This is a genomic window from Streptomyces sp. NPDC032198 (genome assembly GCF_040636975.1).
Taxonomy (GTDB): domain Bacteria; phylum Actinomycetota; class Actinomycetes; order Streptomycetales; family Streptomycetaceae; genus Streptomyces.
In genome coordinates this window covers 307,476-329,023 of sequence record NZ_JBEZVL010000003.1, presented here as the reverse complement: position 1 = coordinate 329,023, position 21,548 = coordinate 307,476, and the positions used below count along the sequence as shown (strand labels likewise).

Genomic DNA, 21,548 nt, shown 5'->3' with positions numbered 1-21,548 from the left:
GCAAGGACTTCCTTCGGGACTCATCCCGAACACCTCCTTGCGATCGCGGGACACGGAAGAACGCACCATCGAGCGGTGCAGGGCCAAGTCAGGCATGGCGGTACGGATATGTCAAATACGGGACTTAAGTCCTCATAAGGTCAGGTCTTGTGTCCCACCCACCAAGGGTTGGACTTCTCTTCACATCCAGGTCACGGCCCCTTCCCTGATCCTTGCTCCCCTTGACACACTGCACCCGCTCACGTCCCCCACACCCCACAACACGAGGTCGAATCCACTCATGCCAGAACTCAATCGGCGCCGGTTCATGCAACTCGCCGGCGGCACCGCAGCATTCGCGACGCTCTCGCAGAGCATCGCCCGCGCCGCCGCTCTGCCCGCCCAGCGCCGCTCCGGTTCCATCGAGGACGTCGAGCACGTCATCGTCCTGATGCAGGAGAACCGTTCCTTCGACCACTACTTCGGCACGATGAAGGGCGTACGCGGCTTCGGCGATCCGCGCCCGGTGACCCTGCCGAGCGGTAAACCCGTCTGGAACCAGTCGGGCGGCGGCAAAGAGGTGCTGCCCTTCCATCCGGACGCCGAGGACCTCGGCATGCAGTTCATCGCGGGCCTCGACCACGACTGGGCGGGCGGCCACAGCGCCTTCAGCAACGGCAAGTACGACAACTGGATCGCCGCCAAGTCCGAGCGGACGATGGCGTACCTGACGCGCGACGACATCCCGTTCCACTACGCCCTCGCCGACGCGTTCACCGTCTGCGACGACTACCACTGTTCGTTCATGGGGGCCACCGACCCCAACCGCTACTACATGCTGTCCGGCCACGTCGGCAACGACGGCAAGGGCGGCGGCCCGGTCCTCGGCAACCAGGAGGCGGGTTACGACTGGACGACGTACGCCGAGCGCCTGGAGCAGGCCGGGATCTCCTGGAAGGTCTACCAGGACATCGGCGACGGCCTGGACAAGGCCGGGCACTGGGGCTGGATAGACGATGCCTACCGCGGGAACTACGGCGACAACTCGCTGCTCTACTTCAACAAGTACCGCAACGCCAAGCCGGGCGACCCGCTCTACGACAAGGCGCGCACCGGCACGAACGCGAAGGCGGGCGACGGCTACTTCGACATCCTGAAGGCCGACGTGAAGGCCGACAGGCTCCCGCAGGTGTCCTACATCGCCGCGCCCGAGGCGTTCTGCGAGCACCCCAACTGGCCGGTGAACTTCGGCGCCTGGTACATCGCGCAGGTCCTGGACGCGCTCACCTCCAACCCCGCGGTGTGGGCGAAGACGGCGCTGTTCATCACGTACGACGAGAACGACGGCTACTTCGACCACATCGTCCCGCCGTACGTCCCCAAGGACGCCAACCAGGGCAAGTCCACCGTCGACACGGCCCTCGACTTCTTCCCGGGCAACGCGTCCTACGCGGCCGGACACTACGGCCTCGGCCAGCGCGTCCCTATGGTCGTCGTCTCGCCGTGGAGCACCGGCGGCTTCGTGAACTCCGAGGTCTTCGACCACACGTCGATCATCCGGTTCATGGAGAAGCGTTTCGGCGTGCGTGAGCCCAACATCTCGCCGTGGCGGCGCGCCATCTGCGGTGACCTCACCTCCGCCTTCGACTTCGGCGGCAAGGACACCGAGCCCGCGCAGCTGCCGGACACCGGCGCCTACGAGCCGCCGGACAAGGAGCGTCACCCCGACTACGTGCCGAAGGCGCCCGCGAAGGCGAACCTGCCCAAGCAGGAGTCCGGCTCCCGGCCCGCGCGCCCGCTGCCGTACGCGCCGCTGGTGGACGGGTCAGGGACGCCCGCCGACGGCAAGTTCACGCTCACGTTCAGCGGTGGCGACGCGGCGGGTGTCTGCTTCCACGTCCGTTCCAACAACCGCACGGACGGGCCCTGGACGTACACCACGGAGGCCGGCAAGAAGATCGCCGACACCTGGAACACGGCGTACTCGAACGGCGCGTACGACCTGTCGGTGTTCGGGCCGAACGGCTTCCTGCGCGTCTTCAAGGGCCCCGGCAAGACCGCGGGCCCCGAGGTGACCGCCCGCCACGACAAGGCGACCGGCAACCTCAAGCTGACCCTGCGGAACGCGGGCAGCGCCGACGTGAACCTCAGCGTCTCCAACCGCTACGGCGGCGCCGCCCAGACGTTCAAGGTGAAGGCGGGCGGCACGGTCGAGCACACCGTCGACCTGCGGGCGAGCAAGCGCTGGTACGACGTGACGGTGAAGTCCGACGCGGACGGCACCTTCTCGCGGCGCTTCGCGGGGCACGTGGAGAACGGCCGGGCGGGAGTCAGCGACCCGGCCATCATCTCGGCCTGACGGAACCGGCGACCCCGTCCTGTCAGGACACTCATAGGCGCCGCCGCCGGGACGTACCTCCGGCGGCGGCACCGGCACCGACAGGCGGCAGTGTGCCGGGGCGGGAAGCCGGTTTGGTGAGTCCCGCGTCACTGGGGGCGCAAGGGACTGGCGGAGGGCCCGGCGCATCGGGATAGTGTGCCCGGGTGACAACGCATTCGAACACTCCTGCAGGCTGGTATCCGGACCCCCAGGGCGCGCCCCAGCTGCTGCGCTGGTGGGACGGTTCCCAGTGGACCCAGCACACCAACTCGGACCAGCAGGCCGGCGGCCAGGCCGCGCAGGCCCAACAGGTCCCGCAGCAGGTCGCGCAGCAGGCCCAACCGGCCCAGCCGCAGCCGGCCCACCAGCAGGCGCAGGCCGCGTACGGCCAGCCGCAGGCTCAGCCCGGTCAGCAGCAGGGGCAGTTCGCGCAGCAGGCCCCGCAGCAGGGCCAGTTCGCTCAGCAGGCCCAGCAGCAGGCTCCGCAGCAGGGTCACTACGGGCATCCCCAGCAGGCGGCCCCGCAGGCCGACCCGGCCAAGGTGCAGCGCCAGGTCCAGCAGCAGGCGGGCGTCGTGCCCACCTCCCAGGGCGGCGGCACGCTCTTCACCGAGCCGGTCCTCGTGGTGAACCAGAAGGCCAAGCTCATCGAGCTGACGAACGAGTACAGCGTCATGGACCAGGCGGGCAACACGCTCGGCTCGGTCGTCCAGGTCGGACAGAGCACGCTGAAGAAGGTCGCGCGCTTCGTCTCCAGCATCGACCAGTTCATGACGCACAAGCTCGAGATCCGCGACGCGTACGGGCAGCCGGTGCTCCACCTGACCCGCCCGCGCAAGTTCATGAAGTCGCGGGTCATCGTCGAGCGCGCCGACGGCCAGCCGATCGGTGAGATCGTCCAGCAGAACATGATCGGGAAGATCAACTTCGCGATCATGGTGAACGGCCAGCAGGCCGGCGCCATCAAGGCCGAGAACTGGCGTGCCTGGAACTTCTCGATCGTCGACCACGCGGACAACGAGGTCGCCCGGATCACGAAGACCTGGGAAGGCCTCGCCAAGACGATGTTCACGACCGCGGACAACTACGTCCTGCAGATCCACTACCAGCTGCCCGAGCCGCTCCTGAGCCTTGTCGTGGCGACGGCCCTGACGGTCGACACCGCACTGAAGCAGGACTCGCGCGGCTTCGGGTGAGGTTGTTCCTCGCACGGCTCGCAAGGCTGGGATGAAAGGCATCGGGCGCACCCTGAACCAGGGTGCGCCCGATGCCGTTCGTCGCGCCTCAAGGGCGCGACAGATGCAGGCCGGCGCGTTCGTTCTGTCCTGGGACGGATGACAGGAAGTCCTCCGCGGACAGCGAGGAGAGCGACGGCGGCGGGGACAGCGCGGACAGCGCGGACAGCTCCGAAGGTGTCTCCGGGGCCGGCTCGTGCTCGTCCCGCGGCGACCGGGTCAGGACCACCACGCCGTACGCCGCGATCGCCGCACCCCCGGCCGCCAGGACCAGCCCGCCCACGCCGCCCTGCAGCCGCTCGCCGAGCAGTGTCAGGCCGATGGCCGCGGCGGCCACCGGGTTGGCCAGGGTGACGACGGCCAGCGGTGCGCCGAGGCCCCCGCGGTACGCGGTCTGGGACAGGAACAGGCCGCCCACGGCGAACGCGGCGACGAGCAGCGCCACGACGATCACCTGCGGGCTGAGCAGCGGACCCGAACGGTCCGTCGCGGCGACCGTCACGGTCTGGGTGAGCGCGGACGCGACGCCCGAAGCGAACCCGGAAGCGGTCGCGTGACGCAGCCCCGGCCGCGTACCCGGACGGGAGAGGACACCGATGACGGCCATCGTGGCGCCCGCCACGGCCACCGCCTCCGTGAGGGTCAGCGTGTCGTCGGGCGCGGGGCCGGAAGCGGTGAGCAGCAGGGCGCCGAGGCCGATGAGCGTGAGCCCCGTGCCGCGCCACTCCGGAGCGGTGACGCGCCGCCCCGCGAGGCGCGCACCCAGCGGCACCGCGGCGACCAGCGTGAGCGCGCCGAGCGGCTGGACCAGGGTGAGCGGGCCGTACTTCAGGGCCGCCACGTGCAGCAGCGCCGCGCACGCGTTGAGCCCGACGGACGACCACCAGGCGCCGCTGCCGAGCAGCCGCAGGAAGCCGGTGCCGGTGCCCGTGATGCGGGCGGCGAGGCGCTCCTGGGCCACGGCGGCGGAGGCGTACGCGGCGGCCGAGACGAGCGAGAGCGCGACGGCGAGGAGGGTGGCGTTCATCGCCGGCCCCCGGTCGTGGCCAGCTCACGTACGGGCACGCGGCGTCGCACGACGAGCGAGCGCGCGGGAGCGGGCAGCTTGATCACGGCGAGCGCGATGCCGAGCAGCGCGGTCACCACGAGCGCGTCGAGCCAGTAGTGGTTGGCGGTCCCGACCACCACGAGCAGGGTGATCAGCGGATGCAGCAGCCACAGCCACCGCCACCGCGACGAGGTCGCGACGATGAGACCGACGGCGAGCATCAGCGCCCACCCGAAGTGCAGGGACGGCATCGCGGCGAACTGGTTCGCCATCGTGTCGGTCTGCGGGGTGGAGCCGTAGACCGTCGGCCCGTACACCTGCCCGGTGTCCACGAGCCCGGTCGCCGCCAGCATCCTGGGCGGCGCCAGCGGGAAGGTCAGGTGCAGCACGAGGGCCGCCGCGGTGAGCGCGGCGAGCACCCGGCGGCTCCATACGTAGTGCCGGGGCCGACGCAGGTAGAGCCAGACCAGGAACAGTGCGGTGGCCGGGAAGTGCACGGTCGCGTAGTAGGTGTTCGCGATGTGCACCAGGGTGTCGCTGCCGAGCAGCGCGTCCTGGACGGCACCCTCGCCCGGCAGGTGCAGGGTGCGTTCGGCGTCCCACACGTGGTGGGCGTTGCGGAAGGCCTCACCGGTGTGGCCGTTGGCCAGCTGCCTGCCGAATTTGTAGACGAGAAAGAGTCCTGCGACGAGGAGGAGCTCGCGGACGAGGGGCGGTCGGGCAGATGTGTCCGGCTCCCGGACGGTTATGTCCGGTTCCCTTTCGGCAGGCTCGGTTAAGGATTCCATCCCCCGGCCCCTTTACGTGATGACTGGGTGGTGCGGGTAGTGAGTGAGGAAGCGTTCCGCTCCGTCGTGGAGCACCGCACTCAGCGATACGTCAGTGTACCGATACGCCAGTGTACCGATACGCAGCCGTACCGGTACACTGGCGTATCGATAGGGTCGGTCGAAGCCGCCCCACCGAGGAGAAGAGTCATGACGTCGCCGGACCGGGCACCAGACGCAGCGACAGCCGACCCCGTGGGCTCGTCGCGCCGCTCCAAGATCACGCCCGAGCGTGAGCAGGAGTTCTATGAGGCTGTCCTGGACCAGCTCCGCGAGTGCGGGTACGACTCCGTGACCATGGAGGGCGTGGCCGCGACCACCCGGTGCAGCAAGTCGACGCTCTACCGGCAGTGGAAGACGAAGCCCCAGTTCGTGGCCGCCGCGCTGCGCGCCAACCGCTGTGTGCGGTTCGCGGGCATCGACACCGGCACGCTTGCCGGTGATCTGCGCCTGGCGGCGCGGGCCGCGGGGGAGTGGTCGACCCAGGACAGCATGCTGGTCCAGGCGCTGAGCCATGCGGTCCTTCAGGACGAGGATCTGCGCAGTGCGCTGCGCGAGGCGCTGGTCGAGCCCGAGACGAAGGCCCTGGACGAGCTGATCAAGCGCGGGGTGGCCCGGGGTGAGATCGCCGCGGACCATCCGGCCACGCGGTTCATCACGGCACAGCTCATGGGCGTGGTCCGGGCCCGGCCCGTCCTCGAGGGCAAGCACGCGGACGAGGAGTACTTGTCCGACTTCGTGGAGGCGTGTGTGCTTCCCGCACTGGGTCTGACCCGACCCACCTGATCGTGGACCGGGGCCCGGTGGATGACGGGCCCCGATCTGCCTGAGCCGCGCCGCACCGTGGGGACGGGGGCGACGTGGCTGCCTTTGGCCGGGCGGCCCGGAATCCTCGTGATTCCGGCCCGCCCGGCTCCGGCGTTTCCGGCCGCGGTCGTGGCCGCGGTCTCAGCTACGTCCTCAGTTGCTTTTCTGGCTGCTTTCCCGGCTCCGTCAGGCTTCCTGGCCGTTGCCGCCCCCGCCGCCCGACGCGGCCTTGATCCCCTTGGTGATCTCGTCCATCACGGACAGCTTCGGGGACTTGTCGTTGACGTCGATGCCGAAGCGGACGATGACGAGCTTGGACTTCAGGGTGGGGGAGGGGAAGGCCAGCGACTGGACATAGCCGTCGTCGCTCTTCTCGGTCACGGCCTTCCAGCGCACGAGGTAGCCCTTCTGGCCTGCCACGGTGACCGCCTTGGACTCCAGCTCCTTGTGCGAGGTGATCTTGCCGTAGGTCTTGCCGCCGAACGACTCCTTGGCATTGACGGAGATGTCCGCCTTGGCGGCCGCTTCCGCCGTCTTGGCGTCGATCTCGAAGCCCTCGGCGAGCCCCGCGTAAGCGCCGCCGCGGCTGCAGGTCTTGGAGGTCTCCCTGGGGCACGGATAGGGGTCCGTGGTCACCGAGGCTCCACCGGTCTTGCCGGTCGCGCCGGTCCAGCCGTCCGGCACCGGGAGGCTGACACCGCTGAGGGGATCGGTGGCGAACCCCTCCTCCGACGGGGGCGCCGAGCCGCCGCCGGGGGGCTGGGACTGTTCGGGGTCCTGTGGGTCCTGGGGGTCCTGTGGGTCCTGGGGTGCGCCGGGCTTCGAGGGGGCGGAGGACGACGGGTTCTTGGCGGCGCTGTCGCTGTCCCCGTTGTCGTCGTCGGCGGTCAGGAAGTAGACGCCGCCGCCTATCCCGGCCAGGACCACCAGCGCCACGCCCACGGCTATGCCTGTGCGAAGGCCGCGCCGAGGGGCGGTGGGCTGTCCCGGATGGGAGGGATAGCCCGGGTATGCGCCGGGTGCGCCCGTCGGGGCGGCGGGCGGATAGGCCGGGGGAGACGTCGGAGCCGCCGGAGCGGAACCGCCCCACTCGGCGGCGGCTCCCACCGCGCGCACCTGGTCCGTCCATACGTTCCCGTCCCACCAGCGTTCGGTACGGGGGCCGTCAGTTGTCTGGCCGGGGTCGGGGTACCAGCCGGGAGGGGTTACCTGGGTCATGGGCGCCAGGGTATGAGCATTCGGTGAAAGTGGGATGAGAGGGGGCCTTTACGGTGGTCACCGTTCGGCCGCCGGACTTGTACTTCTACTTGCCCGAGGGCGAGGCGAGTTCACCGCCCCTGCCTGTCCACCACCAGTCGCACCGGGCCACCGCCCTCAGGGGCCGGCACCCGCACCCCGGCCCGCCCCGGAGTGATCGACCCCAGCACGCTGGCATGGCGGGCGCCCGTGCTCTCCGGCACCGTCCCCGGCAGTCCGTGCGCCGTCAGGAAACCGAGGACGGCGAAGGCGTACGCCTCCTTCGCCGCGGACGGCAGCCCGAGCTCGTCGGAGGTGCGCACCGGGATCCCGCTCCCCAACTCGGCCCGCAGGAACGCCATCAGCGTCGGATTGCGTGTGCCGCCGCCGGAGACGATGACCTCGGAGGCGTGCACGGACCTGATGGCGTCGGCGACCGTGCGGGCGGTCAGGCGGGTGAGCGTGGCGACGACGTCCTGCGGGGCGAGCGCCTCGTACCCGGCGAGCGCCGCCCGTAGATAGGGCAGATGGAAGAGCTCCTTGCCGGTGGTCTTCGGGGCGGGGCGCGCGTAGTACGGCTCGCCGAGCAGGACCCCGAGCAGCCCCTCGTCGACCGTGCCGCGCGCGGCCATCTCGCCGTCGACGTCGCACGTGAGCCGCTCCCGCGTCAGCTCTCGCACCGCGGCGTCGATGAGCGCGTTCGCGGGGCCGGTGTCGAAGGCGGTGCCGTCCGCGGCGGTGATGTTGGCGATGCCGCCGAGGTTCAGCGCGGCGGGTGCGCCCGGCCTGCCGCGCAGCCACATCCGGTCGACGATGCTGACCAGGGGAGCGCCCTGGCCGCCCGCCGCGATGTCGCGTGGGCGGAAGTCGGAGACCACCGGAAGCCCCGTCGCCTCGGCGATCCAGGCGGGCTGGCCGATCTGCAGCGTGCCGTGCACCTGGCCGTCCTCCACCCAGTGGTAGACCGTCTGCCCGTGCGAGGCGACCAACTCGGCCCGCCCGTCGCACAGTTCACGGTCCGCCTCGCCGGCCGCCGTGGCGAAGGCCTGGCCGATACGGGTGTCCAGGCGGCAGACGTCCGCCAGCGTGGTGGCTGCGGGCGGCAGCGCGCCGCCGAGTGCCGTCCGCAGCTCCTCGTCGTACCCACGGGTGATCAGACCCAGCGGGGAGAGCAGCAGACGGTCGCCGTCGATCGTCAGGTCGGCCGCCGCGGCGTCGATGGCGTCGTACGAAGTTCCCGACATCAGCCCGATTACGCGCACGTGCTGCCCCTTTCACTCTCCTCACCGGCGTGTTTGATCATTGCAGCGATGAAGGGGCGCGCGCACTCGCACGTACGATCCAGTTCAGGCCATCGACGCGGAGAGGGGGGCGACTTGTCCATGTGCGCAACGGGATCGCCCGGTCCGCGCCGAGGGACGCGACGCACGAACCTCACCCGAACCGATGGCGCCTGGAACGGTCTGCTCCTGGAGGTGGGCGGACGGCCGCGGCCCGGCCTGTGCCTGTGGACCGCCGGGAACCGTCTGCTCCTCACACAAGCCACGCAAGGGGCCGCTGCGATTCCGCTGCTGCTGGCCTTGGTGGACCCTCACCGTGACGGAGTCGACTTCTGCCGGACGGGGCGCTACCGCCCCCTCGTCCCACCCGTGCGCGCACACATGGCCCTTGCCTACGACGGCTCCCCGCAGCGCTGGGCCCATCACTTCGCGACCCTGCTCGCCGGTTCGCCCGACAGCCCCTTGCACGAAGGGCGTTGGGTGCTGTCGCCGGACCCTCTGCTGCGCCGGTGGAAGCATGGGGGCGTGCGCGACGGGGAGTACTGGCGCTCGCTGCTCATCGAGGGTGACCCCGACGGGTACATCGACTGGTACGTCCACAGCGGCTCGTGGGAGATCTTTCCGCTGCGGGCCATGCCCCAGGCCGACGACCCCCGGGTCAAGGCGTACCGCAAGCAGGCGAGGGACGGCACGCTGCCGCCCGTCCTGCTCTGGTGGGTGAGCGGCCTCGACTGCCATCTGGTCCTGGACGGTCACGCCCGGCTGGCCGCGGCGATCGCCGAATCCGTGGAACCGGCCGTCCTGGAACTGCGCAGGACCGTCCCCCAGGACGAAGTGGCCTCCGGCACGGAGCGGGCCGTGGAGACGTACGAGGCGGAGCTGGCGCGGTTCACGGAACTGCGCGCCGCACAGGGCACGCGGGTCCCCGACGGCGCCGAGTTCGCGGGACCGGCCCTGGCCCGCCGCCTCCACGACCTGCGCACGGGGCTCCGCCCTACGTGGGCCTGGCCGCTCCCGGGCGGTGTCGAGGAATGGCGCAGGATCGCCCGAGAGCAGGTGGGCGAGGGGGGATGGGAGTACGTGTGAGGTGCTGCGAAGCACGACGCACTGGTGGCGAAGCTCCCTGTCAGCGCAGGGAGAGGACGCAGAATTCGTTGCCCTCCGGGTCGGCGAGGCACTTCCACGGAACGTCGCCCTGGCCGACGTCGGCGTCGGTGGCACCCAGGGACCGCAGGCGAGCCACCTCCACCGCCTGGTCGTCGTCGGGGTACGGGGCGACGTCGAGATGGGCCCGGCTCACCGCGGTCCTCGTGCCGGACGTGCGCAGGAACTCCAGGTACGGTCCGACCCCCTTGGACGAACGCAGCCGCGCGTGATCGTCGGTCACCTCGTGCAGGGTCCAGTCCATCGCCTCGTCCCAGAACCGTGCCATGGCGCGCGGGTCGGCGCAGTCGACGACGAGTGCGGCGACCGGTCCGGTGTCCCGGTAGATCTCCCTGGGCTCCAGCACGCAGAAGACGTTGCCTTCCGGGTCGGCCATGACCGTCCACGGGACGTCGCCCTGACCTACGTCGGCGGGCGTCGCGCCGAGTTCCTTCAGGCGTGCGACCAGCTCCGCCTGATGGGCCTCGGAGGTGGTGGCGAGGTCGATGTGCACGCGGTAGTCCACGGTCTCGGGGTCCGGGACGGTGACGACATCGACGCAGATGGCGGAGGGGTCCGGCAAGGTGACACCCTCGGGTTCGACGTTGGTCACGCCGGGGCCTTCGCTGGAAATGCCCCAGCCGAGCGCCTCCGCCCAGAACCGGCCGAGCGCCGAGTCGTCCCGGGCCTTGTAGTTCACGTTAACGAGTCGCAGTGCCATGCCGCCGATCATAAGCGCAGGTGAGCGAGGCGCAGTCGGTCCCCGAACGAACGCGCGGCGGGCGCTTCGTCGGTGAACTGCGGCCTGTGGGAAGCGTGTTGGCGCGATCAGTCCACCTTCCTGTCCCCGGACAGCACCAGCCGTCGGCACTCCCCGGGGTCGCGCCACGCGCCGCGCAGGGCCCGGGCCTTCGTCAGCCACAGCGACAGGTCGTACTCCGCGGTGTAACCGATGGCCCCGTGGAGCTGCAGTGCCGCCCGCGCGGCGCCGTACGCGGCTTCGCTCGTCGCTGCCTTCGCGGCCGCCACGTCTGCCGTGTTCAGGGTCAACGCCGCCCCGAACAGCAGGGGGCGGGCGAACTCAAGGCCTATCAGGACATCGGCGAGCCGGTGCTTGACCGCCTGGAAACCGCCGATCGGCGTGCCGAACTGGGTGCGCTGCTTCACGTACGCGACCGTCTTGTCGAGCAGCGCGAGCCCGACCCCCAAGGCCTGCGCGGCCGTCGCGAGCGACGCCCAGTCCGCCGCGTACCGGGAAGCCTCCCTCACCGGCGCACCCGAGGCGAGGAGTTCACCGGGCCGCAGCCGTGCGAGACGACGCACCGGGTCCAGCGACCGCTCCACGCGCGCGTGCCCGGAGGCAAGGCGCAGCTCGCCGTCCGTGACGGTCAGCCGTAGCGCCGCCGCGTCCGCGTCCAGCGCGAACGGCCCCCCTTCGGGGAGGACGAGGGTCGTGACGGCCTCCCCGGAGGCCAGGTTCGGAAGGATCCGTTTGGCCGGGGCGGCGTCGCCCAGCTCGGCGAGCCGGGAGAGGAGCGCGCCCGCCGCCACCGTCTCGACCACCGGTCCCGGCACCGCGTGCCGCCCCAACTCCACGAAGGCGACCACCATGTCGACCGGGAGCAGCCCCACCCCCTCGTACTCCTCGGGAACGGCCAGGGCGAACACGCCCGCGTCCGCGAGACGCCCCCACAGCGCGCGCCCGGGTGCGTGGTCGCCGGCCGCCCACGCCCTCGCGGTCGCCGGGGTGTCCGCCGCCGTCAGCATCGCGTCCAGTGAGCGCGCGAACTCGCGCTGCTCGTCGTCGAGGAGGAACCTCATCAGCGGCGTCCCTTCGGCAGTCCGAGCAGCCGCTCGGCGATGATGTCGCGCTGGATCTCATTGGTGCCCGCGTAGATCGGCCCGGCGAGCGAGAAGACGTACCCCTCGGCCCATTCGCCGCCGTCCGCCAACTCGCCCTCCGCACCCAGGAGATCGAGCGCGGTCTCGTGCAGCGCGATGTCGTACTCGGACCAGAAGACCTTGTTCAGGCTCGATTCCGCGCCGATCGTCTCGCCCGCCGCGAAGCGCGACGCGTTGGCCCAGGTGAACAGCTGATAGGCGCGGGCCCCGATCACCGCGTCGGCGACCCGGTCGCGCAGCGCGGTGTCCGCGGAATCGCCGTGCGCGCGCCACTGCCGCACCAGACGGTCGGCCGAGGCGACGAAGCGGCCGGGGGAACGCAGCGTCAGACCGCGTTCGTTGCCGGTCGTCGACATGGCGATCCGCCAGCCCTGGCCCGGCTCGCCGATCACGTCCTCGTCCGGCACGAAGACGTCGTCGAGGAAGAGCTCGGCGAATGCGGGCTTGCCGTCGAGGCGCCCGATGGGGCGGACGGTCACGCCGTCCGCGTCGAGCGGGAACATCAGGTACGTCAGGCCGTGGTGCGGCTTGGCGCTGCCGGTCCCGCCGCTCTCGTACGGTTCGCTGCGGAACAGGCCGAACGCGCGGTCGGCGAACGCGGCCCGTGACGACCAGGTCTTCTGCCCGCTGATCAGCCAGCCCCTTGACGTGCGGCGAGCGGTGGAGCGCAGGGACGCGAGGTCCGAGCCCGACTCCGGCTCGGACCAGGCCTGGGCCCAGATCACCTCCCCGCTCGCCATCGGCGGCAGCACCCGTGCGCGCTGCTCGTCGGTGCCGAAGTCGAAGAGGGTCGGCGCGAGGAGGTTGATGCCGTTCTGGGAGACCCGGCCGGGGCCGCCAGCCGCGAAGTATTCCTCCTCGAACATCAGCCATTTGACGATGTCGACGCCCTGCCCGCCGTACTCCTCGGGCCAGGAGACGACCGACCAGCGGTCGGCCGCGAGCTCGCCCTCCCAGGCGCGGTGGGCAGCGAACCCCTCCCGCGTCTCCAGCGAGGGCAGCGGCTCGGCGGGCACATGGCCGGCGAGCCAGTCACGCGCCCGCCGCCTGAACTCCCCTTCCCCGGCGGTGAAGTCGAGGTCCATCAGTGGCCCACCCTCTTCGGTCGGTTCTTCCCCGGTCTTCCCCGGCACTCTTCCCTAACAAGTGTTTGGTAGATTACCCTGAGGTCGAGTCAGCCGTCGAGAGCGAGTCGAGAGACAGCCGAGAACCAAGGGAGGCCGAGCATGGACGCGCCCACTTACGTGCCGGGGCACGGTCTGCTCGCGGGCCGCACCGCCGTCATCACCGCCGCCGCCGGAGCGGGGATCGGCGGCGCCACCGCCCGCCGCTTCCTGGAGGAGGGCGCGCGCATCGTCATAGGCGACGCCCACCCGCGCCGCACGAAGGAGACGGTGGAGGCCCTGGCCGGGGAGTTCGGCGCCGACCGCGTCGACGGCATGCCGTGCGACGTGACGGACGAAGCCCATGTGCAGGCTCTCTACGACCTGGCGGAACAGCGCCACGGCGGCTTGGACGTCGTCGTGAACAACGCGGGACTCGGTGGCACCGCCGAGCTCACCGAGATGACCGACGAGCAGTGGGACAGAGTCATCGACGTGACACTGAACGGCACGTTCCGCTCGACCAGGGCCGCCCTGCGCCGCATGCGGGCCGCCGACCGTGGCGGCGTGATCGTGAACAACGCCTCGGTGCTCGGCTGGCGCGCCCAGGCCGGACAGGCGCACTATGCCGCGGCGAAGGCGGGCGTCATGGCCCTCACCCGCTGCGCCGCCGTCGAGGCCGCGCCCCACGGCATACGGATCAACGCGGTGTCACCCAGTCTCGCCATGCACCCGCACCTCGCGAAGGTCACCTCGCCGGAGCTGCTCGAAGAGCTCACCGCGCGCGAGGCGTTCGGGCGCCATGCCGAGCCGTGGGAGATAGCCAACGTCATCGTCTTCCTGGCCAGCGAGTACTCCTCGTACATGACGGGGGAGACGGTCTCGGTCAGCAACCAGCACGCCTAGGCGGAGAATGACCGTGTGTCGAAACCGAAGCAGAGCAGCACCAGCACCAGCACGCGTACCAGCAGGAAGAAGGCACCCGCCAAGAAGACTCCTGCCAAGAAGGCCGCGGTGAGTCCCTCGCCCGAGCGCCGCGGTGAACTCCTCGCGATCGCGGCCGACGTCTTCGCCGAGCAGGGGTACAACGCGACCACGGTCCGCAAGATCGCGGACGCCGCCGGCATGCTCGCCGGCAGCCTCTACTACCACTTCGACTCCAAGGAGTCGATGCTCGAAGAGATCCTCTCGACGTTCCTCACCGAGCTGTGGGACGGGTACGACACCGTGCTCCAGTCGCAGCTCGGCCCCCGCGAGACCCTCGAAGCACTCGTCACCGAGTCCTTCCGGGAGATCGACCGGCACCGTTCCGCCGTCGCCATCTACCAGAAAGAAGCCAAGCAGCTGGTCGCACAGACGCGCTTCGGGTACCTGGCCGACTCGCAGCAGCGCTTCGAGAAGACCTGGCTGACGACGCTGGAGCGCGGAGTCGCGGAGCACGTCTTCCGGGACGACCTGGACATCCGGCTCGCCTACCGCTTCGTGCGCGACACCGTCTGGGTCGCCGCGTCCTGGTATCGCCCCGGCGGCGGCCACAGCCCCGAGGAGATCGCCCGCCAGTACCTGTCGATGGTCCTGGACGGCATCGCCGTACGCACATAGGGAGCGCGTCGTCACCCCGGCGACCGCACCGACCGACGAGTACGAGGAGTACGCAGTCATGGCCGAGGCCTACATCGTCGAAGCGGTCCGCACCCCTGTCGGCAGGCGCAAGGGCGGTCTCTCGGCCGTCCACCCCGCCGACCTGGGAGCCCATGTCCTGAAGGCACTCGTCGAGCGCAGCGGAATCGACCCGGCCGCCGTCGAGGACGTCGTGTTCGGCTGCCTGGACACGGTCGGCCCGCAGGCCGGGGACATCGCCCGCACTTCCTGGCTGGCGGCAGGGCTGCCCGAAGAGGTGCCCGGCGTGACGATCGACCGGCAGTGCGGATCCTCGCAGCAGGCCGTGCACTTCGCGGCCCAGGGGGTCCTCTCCGGCACCCAGGACCTCGTCGTCGCCGGCGGCACGCAGAACATGTCGATGATCCCCATCGCCTTCGCCTCCCGGCAGGCCGCCGAACCGCTCGGCCTCACCGACGGCCCGTACGCGGGCAGCGAGGGCTGGCGCGCCCGTTACGGCGACCGCCCCGTCAACCAGTTCCACGGCGCCCAGCTCATCGCCGAGAAGTGGGGCATCTCCCGCCGCGACATGGAGGAGTTCGCGCTCCGCTCGCACCAGCGGGCCGTCCGCGCCATCGACGAGGGCCGCTTCGACCGCGAACTCACCGCCTGTGCGGACGTGACCACCGACGAGGGGCCGCGCCGCGACACGACCCTGGAGAAGATGGCGGGCCTCAGGCCCGTCCTGGACGACGGAACCATCACCGCCGCATGCTCCTCACAGGTCTCGGACGGCGCCGCCGCCCTGCTCGTCGCGAGCGAACGGGCCGTGCGGGAACACGGGTTGACGCCCCGCGCCCGAATCCACCACCTCTCCGTGCGCGGCGAGGACCCGATCCGGATGCTGTCCGCACCGATCCCCGCCACCGCGTACGCCCTCAAGAAGACCGGCATGAGCATCGGCGACATCGACCTCGTCGAGATCAACGAAGCCTTCGCGCCGGTCGTCCTCGCCTGGCTGAAGGAGACCGGCGCGGACCCGGAGAAGGTCAACGTCAACGGCGGTGCGATAGCCCTCGGTCACCCTCTCGGCGCGACGGGTGTCAAACTCATGACGACGCTTCTGCACGAACTGGAGCGCACAGGCGGCCGGTTCGGCCTCCAGACCATGTGCGAGGGCGGCGGTCAGGCGAACGTGACCATCATCGAGCGCCTCTGACGGCGTTCAGCCGGGGACCCGACCTTCACCCCTTGCGGGAGTTGCTGGCCGGACCCCGCACCGTGAGGCCTTCTCCCCAGCTAGTCTCGATGTCTGTACGTCGATTGAGCGACCTCGGGAGGTAGCGCGATGACGCAGGGACGCCCCGGAGGTGGCACCTGGGCCCCGCTGTGGGAGCGCGACGCGGAACTCGCGGCGGCCACGAAGGCCGTCGACGAACTGCGCTCGGACTCGACCACGGCGGGCGGGCTGCTCGTCTTCCAGGGCGAGGCGGGCATCGGCAAGACGGCGCTCCTCGCCGAGGTGCGCCGTATGGCGGAGGGGCGGGCCACGGTGTGGTCGGCGCGGGGTGGCGAGACCGTCACCTCCGTACCCTTCAACGTCGTACGCCAGTTGCTCCAGCCGGCTCTCGTCAGTCTCTCCCCGGAGCTGGCCCGCGACTATCTGGGCGACTGGTACGAGATCGCGGGCCCCGCGCTCGGCATAGCCGAGCCGGCCGGCGTCCAGGCCGACCCGCAGGGCGTGTGCGACGGACTGGTCGAAGCGGTCAAACGCCTCTCGGGGCTGCACTGGCCGCTGGTCCTGCTCATCGACGACGCGCACTGGGCCGACCAGGAGACCCTGCACTGGCTGGCCGCGTTCGCCCAGCGCCTCGACGAACTGCCCGTCCTCGTGGTGGTCGCCCACCGGCCTGACGACGCCACCGGCGAAAGTGCCCGCCATCTCGCGGCGGTCGGCGCGGCGGCCCGCCCCCTGCCCGCGCTGCGCGCCCTCACCCCGGACGCGGCGGCCGGCCTCACCCGGGCCACCCTCGGCGAGCACGCGGACGCCCCGTTCTGCCGCGAGGTGTGGGCGGTCACCGGCGGCAACCCGTACGAATCCGTGGAACTGCTCGCCAAGGTGCAGGACAGCGAGATCGAGCCGGTGGAGGCCTCCGCCGCCGAACTGCGCGCCCTGAACCGCTCGGCGCGTGGCCGCGGTCTCGTCGCCCGTCTCGAAGGACTCGGCACGGATGTCACGCGGTTCGCGTGGGCCGCGGCGATCCTGGGCACCGCCATCCCGCTCGACCTCGCCGCCTCGCTCGCCGGGCTGACCCGCGAGGCGGCCGAGCGGTGCGCGGAGCGGCTGCGCACCGCGCGCATCCTGCTCGGTGCCGACGAGGGCCTGGAATTCGTCCACCCGCTGATCGCGAGCACGGTCTACCGCTCCATCCCGGCCGCCACCCGCACCGCGTTCCACGGCCAGGCCGCCCAGGTCGTCACGAGGTCGGGCCGAGGTGCGGCGGCCGCCTCACGGCACCTCCTCGAAGTGCATCCCGACGACGACCCCGAGCTGGTCAAGCAGTTGCGCGAAGCGGCGGCCGAGCACCTCGCGGTCGGCGCGCCCGACGCGGCACGCCGCTGTCTGGAGCGGGCGCTGCAGGAACCGCCGTTGCCCGAGACCCACGCGCGCGTGCTCTACGAACTGGGCTGCGCCACCCTCCTCACCTCGCCCGCCAAGACCATCGGCCACCTGCGTGAGGCGCTCCACACCTCGGGGCTCGACCGCAAGCTGCGCGTGGACGCCGTGTGCCGTCTCTCCCAGGCCCTGGTGCACAACGACCAGTTGGAGGAGGCCCTGCGCGTCGTGGACGCCGAGGCCGAGCGTCTCGACCCCGGACCCGACCGGATGCGTCTGGAGGGGGTCCACTACATGTGGGAGGGCATCCACGCGCGTGAGCATGACGCGACGGGCCGTTCGCGCCGCCTCGCCGCGCTCGCCGGACCGCTGCCGGGACGCGACAACTCCGAGCGCGCCCTGCTGATCCTGCGCGCCTTCGACGCCATGACACGCGGCGAGAACGCGGAGGAGATCGTCGAGCTCTGCGACCGCTCCCTCGTCAACGGCCGCCTCGCGCCCGGGCTCGGCTGGACCGACACGGAGTGGGGCTTCGAGCTCCTGACGATGCTGGGCGGCGCCTACATCTTCACCGACCGGCTCGACCGTGCCGAGAGCGTGTTCGCCGAGGGAGTCCGCGCGTACGAGGCCGCGGGCTGGAGCGGCGGTCATCTGGCCGTCGCCAAGGCCTGGTTGGGCCTGGTGTACCGCAGGCGGGGACGTCTCGCCGAGGCGGAGGCCTCGCTTCGGGAGAGTCTTCGTCTCACCGACCGTGTCGGCAGCGGCCTCCCGATGCACTGGGACGCCGCGTGCAAGCTCATCGACACGCTGCTCGCGCGCGGCAAGACCGACGAGGCCCAGGAGGCCGCCGAGCGCTACGGCATCGCGCCGCCCTACCCCTCCACGATCCTCCTGCCCGACATCCACTCCGTGCGGGGCCGCCTGCTGATCGCCACGGGGCGCCGGCCCGAGGGCATCAGCGAGCTGGAGGAGGCGGCGAAGACGGCCGCCGAACGCGGCTGCTACAACACGGTCGTCAACCCCTGGGCGTACGACCTCGCCCGCGCACTCGCCGATGAGGATCCGGGGCGCGCCGCCCAGCTGGTCGCCGACGGAAGGATCCAGGCGGAGCTCTTCGGCACGGAGACCGCGATCGGCGAGGCGCTGCGGTGCGAGGCGTCCCTGGAGACCGGCCGACGTGCGATCGAGCTGTACGCACGAGCCGTCGCCTGCCTGGAGGCGTCACCGTGCGCCTATGAACACGCGGTCGCACGGGTCGAGTACGGGATCGCGGCGGGCTCCGCGAGCGAACTGTCCCGAGGCCTCGCGCTCGCCGAATCCTGCGGGGCAACGGGCCTGGTCACCAAGGCGCGGGCTTCCCTGGAGGTGGCGAGAGTCTGAGCAGTGGGCCCCTGTTGGGGTCTGACGCGCGTGCCGGCGCGCGGCCCGGGGCATCCCGTGTGGACCCAGGCATCCTGTGTGCTGCACGGCGTCCGGCTGCTCCTCCGCAGGGCCTTCGCTCAAGCTGTGGCAGGGGCATGAGTGGCTGTCAGGCCGCGGATGCCGTCAGGCCTCGGACGACATGGCACGGGGCTGCCGGTGCGGCGTCCGAGGACCGGGGCCTGCCTCGGAGGCAGCCCCCGCCGCAGGTCGCTGCTCCACCCCGTGGGGGCCGCTGCTCAGCCCAGCCGTGCCACCACCTCCGCCGCCTCCAGCATCACCCCCGTGATCAGTTCCTCGCACGACGGCAGATCCTCGATGACTCCCGCCACCTGACCGGAAGCCATCACACCCGCCTCCGGCAGCCCGTCCACCATCGCCGACTTCAACATCATCGGCGTGTTCGCGGCGAGCAGGATCTGGCTCCACGTCATCCCCTTGCCGTGCCGCATCGCAAGACCGTCCCGGACCATCTCGCCCCACCCCATGCCGGACATCCTCCGGAACGCCGCCGCGTGCCGCACGGCCCGTGCGAGGGACGAGGCCCGGCCCGACTTCTCCAGCGACGCGACGAGCTCCGTCCGCAGCATCCGGTGGGGGAGACCGTCGACCCGTGTGGTCACGGTGATGTCCTTGACCGACGCGGCGAGATAGCGGGCCTTGACCGCGTCCGGCACCGTCGAGTCCGACGTCAGCAGGAAGCGCGTGCCCATCGCGACCCCCGCCGCGCCATAGGCGAGCGCGGCGACGAGTCCGCGGCCGTCGAAGAAGCCGCCCGCCGCGATCACCGGAATGTCCACGGCGTCCACGACCTGCGGCAACAGCACGGTCGTGGCGACCTCGCCGGTGTGCCCGCCGCCCTCACCGCCCTGCACGACGACCGCGTCCGCACCCCACGCCGCGACCTTCTCGGCATGCCGCCGCGCGCCGATGGACGGGATGACGACCACCCCGGCGTCCTTCAGCTCCGCGATCAGCTCCTTCGAGGGGGCCAGCGCGAAGGACGCCACCCGGACGCCCTCGTCGACGATGACCCGCACCCGGTCCCGCGCGTCGCCCGCGTCGGCGCGGAGGTTGACCCCGAACGGCTCGTCCGTACGGGACTTGACCTCCCGCACGGCGGAGCGCAGCTGGCCGACGGTCATCGTCGCGGAGGCCAGGATGCCGAGGGCGCCCGCCCTCGCCGTCGCGGAGACCAGACGCGGGCCCGCCACCCAGCCCATGCCGGTCTGCACGATCGGGTACCGGACACCGACCAGCTTGGTCAGGGCCGTCTCCATGCCGGCCGGGGGCGGCGTCACGAACGCACCTCGCGGTCGCGCAGACCGCGCGGGTCCACCACGTCCCGGATCAGCCGCAGTTCCTCCGTGGTCGGCTCGCGGGTGCAGGGCACGTCGTCCACCGTCGCGAGCGTGAAGCCGGTCGACTCACGCACCTGCTCGACCGTCACACCCGGATGAACGGACACCAGGCGCATCGCGTGGTCCGCCGCCCCGAAGTCGAGGACGCCGAGGTCCGAGACGACCCGGCGCAGATCGTGGAAGCGGGTCGCGGAGGGCCCTGCCGCCGCCGCGCTGTCGTAACCCACACCGCTGATCATGTCGACCTTCTCGACGAAGACGCGCATCGAGTGGCGTGGGATCCAGTAACTCACCGGATTGTTGAGGGTGTTGACCGGAGCTCCGCGCACCCCGAGCAGCTGGCGCTTGGGCCGCTCCCAGTCGCCGATACAGGAAATGTTCTGGTTCCCGAAGCGGTCGATCTGGCTGGCGCCCATCATCACATGACGCCTGCCGCCCATGACCATCGTCAGGTGCTTGCGGTACGGCAGCCAGCCCTCCGTCACCGCCGACGGCGCCCCCACGGCGGGCACATCACCGATCAGCAGCGCCTCCCCGTCCGTGAGCAGCAGGTCCGGCGAGAACGTCAGCTTGGCGAGGCGGGCGGCGATCGCGGGGACCGTACCCATCGGTGACGCGAGGATCTCGCCTGCGTCCCGCCAGGCCTCGGCGCACGCGATCACGCAGTACTCGGCGCGGGTGACGGTGGTCGTCCCGGTCGCGCCGGCCGCAGCCCTCGGGTCGGCCCGCGTCATCGCTGCTCCTTGTGCCAGGTCTGGACGGCTGCTTGATACTCCTGCTCGGTGCCGGTGAGGAAGCGGTCCTCGAATTCCTTCCAGGCATCCTGGTCGCCTGCCGCGGCCACGTACGCCTTCTGGAAGGGTTCGTCGCGGTCGTAGTCCGGCACGCAGGACGTGAAGTGCGCGCCCTTGGGTGTCTCGGTCACGCCCGTCACCGCGTGCCGGGAGATCAGCATCGTCTGCGGCGCCGCCCGCTCGGTGAGCTGGCCCGACTCGACGATCCGCTCGCACGACACGTACGCCGTGTCGGCCGCCTCGCAGAACAAGTCGTCGAAGTACGGGTCGGGGCCCAGATACTGGGCGTTGCCCAGGCGGTCGGCGCGGTTCAGGTGCACCAGCGCCGCGTCCATCCGCAGGGCGGGCACGGCGACCAGCTCCTCCCGGTCCTCGTACGGCGAAGTGACCGTACGCAGATGGGGGTTGACCCGCAGGACGTCCGAACCGAGGCCCGCGCGGATCGGCAGGAACGGAAGGCGCTGGGCGCCGGCGGTCAGGCCCTGCATGAACATCGCCTCGTCCAGCTCGACGAGTTCGAACGCGCCACGCTCGCGTGCCGCGCGGAAGTGCGGCTCCAGGGGGATCGAGTCGAGGGTCGTGAACGCCGTGACCAGCTTGCGGATCTTGCCGGCCGCGGCGAGCAGTCCGACGTCCGGGCCGCCGTACGACACGACGGTGAGGTCGGTGATCCCGGACCGCAGCAGGGCCCGCACCAGTGCCATGGGCTTGCGGCGCGACCCCCAGCCGCCGATGCCGAGTGTCATCCCGCTCCGCAACCGTCCCACGATCGCGTCGGGTGTCATGATCTTGTCCGTCATGCCCCGCCCTCCTTCTTG

The 21,548-nt window shown here is 71.1% G+C and carries 18 protein-coding genes; 8 read left to right on the top strand and 10 right to left on the bottom strand.

Annotated features, from left to right (window positions below; all coding sequences use genetic code 11):
* The first annotated feature begins 280 nt into the window (after positions 1 to 280).
* Together AB0E78_RS09585 and AB0E78_RS09580 are read left to right on the top strand one after the other, a co-directional pair.
* Positions 281 to 2,338, top strand: a complete 2,058-nt coding sequence (locus AB0E78_RS09585; protein WP_361830010.1) for a phosphocholine-specific phospholipase C — start codon at positions 281 to 283, stop codon at positions 2,336 to 2,338.
* Positions 2,339 to 2,523: 185 nt separating this feature from the next.
* Positions 2,524 to 3,555 (top strand): phospholipid scramblase-related protein, encoded by a 1,032-nt coding sequence (locus tag AB0E78_RS09580; protein WP_361830008.1) that lies wholly within the window; start codon positions 2,524 to 2,526, stop codon positions 3,553 to 3,555.
* An 88-nt stretch (positions 3,556 to 3,643) separates the two neighbouring features.
* On the opposite strand, the gene AB0E78_RS09575 is transcribed toward AB0E78_RS09580, so the two are convergent.
* Positions 3,644 to 4,621 (bottom strand): DMT family transporter, encoded by a 978-nt coding sequence (locus tag AB0E78_RS09575; RefSeq protein WP_361830007.1) that lies wholly within the window; start codon positions 4,619 to 4,621, stop codon positions 3,644 to 3,646.
* On the bottom strand, positions 4,618 to 5,430 hold the full coding sequence (locus AB0E78_RS09570) for a phosphatase PAP2 family protein (RefSeq protein ID WP_361830005.1): 813 nt from the start codon (positions 5,428 to 5,430) through the stop codon (positions 4,618 to 4,620). The genes AB0E78_RS09575 and AB0E78_RS09570 overlap by 4 nt, the downstream gene beginning before the upstream one ends.
* A 189-nt stretch (positions 5,431 to 5,619) precedes the next feature.
* Between AB0E78_RS09570 and AB0E78_RS09565 the strand changes: the two genes are divergently transcribed.
* Positions 5,620 to 6,255 carry a TetR/AcrR family transcriptional regulator C-terminal ligand-binding domain-containing protein gene (locus AB0E78_RS09565; protein WP_361830003.1) on the top strand — a complete coding sequence of 212 codons (636 nt, stop codon included), beginning with the start codon at positions 5,620 to 5,622 and terminating at the stop codon, positions 6,253 to 6,255.
* Between the two features lie 207 nt (positions 6,256 to 6,462).
* Here the strand turns inward: AB0E78_RS09565 and AB0E78_RS09560 are convergent, their stop codons facing one another.
* Together AB0E78_RS09560 and AB0E78_RS09555 are read right to left on the bottom strand one after the other, a co-directional pair.
* A complete protein-coding gene (locus AB0E78_RS09560) occupies positions 6,463 to 7,494 on the bottom strand; it encodes a DUF2510 domain-containing protein (RefSeq protein ID WP_361830001.1) in 1,032 nt (343 codons plus the stop codon).
* A gap of 110 nt (positions 7,495 to 7,604) precedes the next feature.
* Complete coding sequence (locus AB0E78_RS09555) at positions 7,605 to 8,774, bottom strand: anhydro-N-acetylmuramic acid kinase (RefSeq protein WP_361830000.1); 1,170 nt, start codon at positions 8,772 to 8,774, stop codon at positions 7,605 to 7,607.
* A 120-nt stretch (positions 8,775 to 8,894) separates the two neighbouring features.
* Here AB0E78_RS09555 and AB0E78_RS09550 point away from each other — a divergent pair, with 120 nt between their 5' ends.
* Entirely contained in the window at positions 8,895 to 9,878 is a 984-nt protein-coding gene (locus tag AB0E78_RS09550) for a hypothetical protein (RefSeq protein WP_361829998.1), read from the top strand.
* A 40-nt stretch (positions 9,879 to 9,918) separates the two neighbouring features.
* Here the strand turns inward: AB0E78_RS09550 and AB0E78_RS09545 are convergent, their stop codons facing one another.
* The 3 genes from AB0E78_RS09545 to AB0E78_RS09535 form a co-directional block, all read right to left on the bottom strand.
* Positions 9,919 to 10,656, bottom strand: a complete 738-nt coding sequence (locus tag AB0E78_RS09545) for a VOC family protein (RefSeq protein ID WP_361829996.1) — start codon at positions 10,654 to 10,656, stop codon at positions 9,919 to 9,921.
* A 107-nt stretch (positions 10,657 to 10,763) separates the two neighbouring features.
* Positions 10,764 to 11,756 (bottom strand): acyl-CoA dehydrogenase family protein, encoded by a 993-nt coding sequence (locus tag AB0E78_RS09540; protein WP_361829994.1) that lies wholly within the window; start codon positions 11,754 to 11,756, stop codon positions 10,764 to 10,766.
* Positions 11,756 to 12,922: an acyl-CoA dehydrogenase family protein gene (locus AB0E78_RS09535; protein WP_361829992.1), complete on the bottom strand. Its 1,167-nt coding sequence runs from the start codon at positions 12,920 to 12,922 to the stop codon at positions 11,756 to 11,758. The genes AB0E78_RS09540 and AB0E78_RS09535 overlap by 1 nt, the downstream gene beginning before the upstream one ends.
* Positions 12,923 to 13,063: 141 nt before the next feature.
* On the opposite strand from AB0E78_RS09535, the gene AB0E78_RS09530 reads away from it, so the two are divergent.
* From AB0E78_RS09530 to AB0E78_RS09515, 4 genes are all read left to right on the top strand, one after another.
* The gene (locus AB0E78_RS09530) at positions 13,064 to 13,846 is read left to right on the top strand and encodes an SDR family oxidoreductase (protein WP_361829991.1); all 783 of its coding nucleotides are present in this window, start codon (positions 13,064 to 13,066) and stop codon (positions 13,844 to 13,846) included.
* Positions 13,847 to 13,954: 108 nt separating this feature from the next.
* The gene (locus AB0E78_RS09525; protein ID WP_361830439.1) at positions 13,955 to 14,542 is read left to right on the top strand and encodes a TetR/AcrR family transcriptional regulator; all 588 of its coding nucleotides are present in this window, start codon (positions 13,955 to 13,957) and stop codon (positions 14,540 to 14,542) included.
* 58 nt (positions 14,543 to 14,600) lie between these two features.
* Positions 14,601 to 15,758 carry an acetyl-CoA C-acetyltransferase gene (locus AB0E78_RS09520; protein ID WP_361829989.1) on the top strand — a complete coding sequence of 386 codons (1,158 nt, stop codon included), beginning with the start codon at positions 14,601 to 14,603 and terminating at the stop codon, positions 15,756 to 15,758.
* Between the two features lie 129 nt (positions 15,759 to 15,887).
* Positions 15,888 to 18,536 carry an AAA family ATPase gene (locus AB0E78_RS09515; RefSeq protein ID WP_361829987.1) on the top strand — a complete coding sequence of 883 codons (2,649 nt, stop codon included), beginning with the start codon at positions 15,888 to 15,890 and terminating at the stop codon, positions 18,534 to 18,536.
* A 278-nt stretch (positions 18,537 to 18,814) separates the two neighbouring features.
* On the opposite strand, the gene AB0E78_RS09510 is transcribed toward AB0E78_RS09515, so the two are convergent.
* Genes AB0E78_RS09510 through AB0E78_RS09500 form a run of 3 tightly spaced genes read right to left on the bottom strand, consistent with a single transcriptional unit; the run spans position 18,815 to position 21,530 of the window.
* The gene (locus AB0E78_RS09510) at positions 18,815 to 19,855 is read right to left on the bottom strand and encodes a nitronate monooxygenase (RefSeq protein ID WP_361830437.1); all 1,041 of its coding nucleotides are present in this window, start codon (positions 19,853 to 19,855) and stop codon (positions 18,815 to 18,817) included.
* 17 nt (positions 19,856 to 19,872) lie between these two features.
* Positions 19,873 to 20,670, bottom strand: coding sequence for a CoA-transferase (locus AB0E78_RS09505; protein WP_361829986.1), 798 nt, complete (start codon positions 20,668 to 20,670; stop codon positions 19,873 to 19,875).
* Positions 20,667 to 21,530 (bottom strand): CoA-transferase, encoded by an 864-nt coding sequence (locus AB0E78_RS09500; RefSeq protein ID WP_361829984.1) that lies wholly within the window; start codon positions 21,528 to 21,530, stop codon positions 20,667 to 20,669. The genes AB0E78_RS09505 and AB0E78_RS09500 overlap by 4 nt, the downstream gene beginning before the upstream one ends.
* Between the last annotated feature and the right edge of the window lie 18 nt (positions 21,531 to 21,548).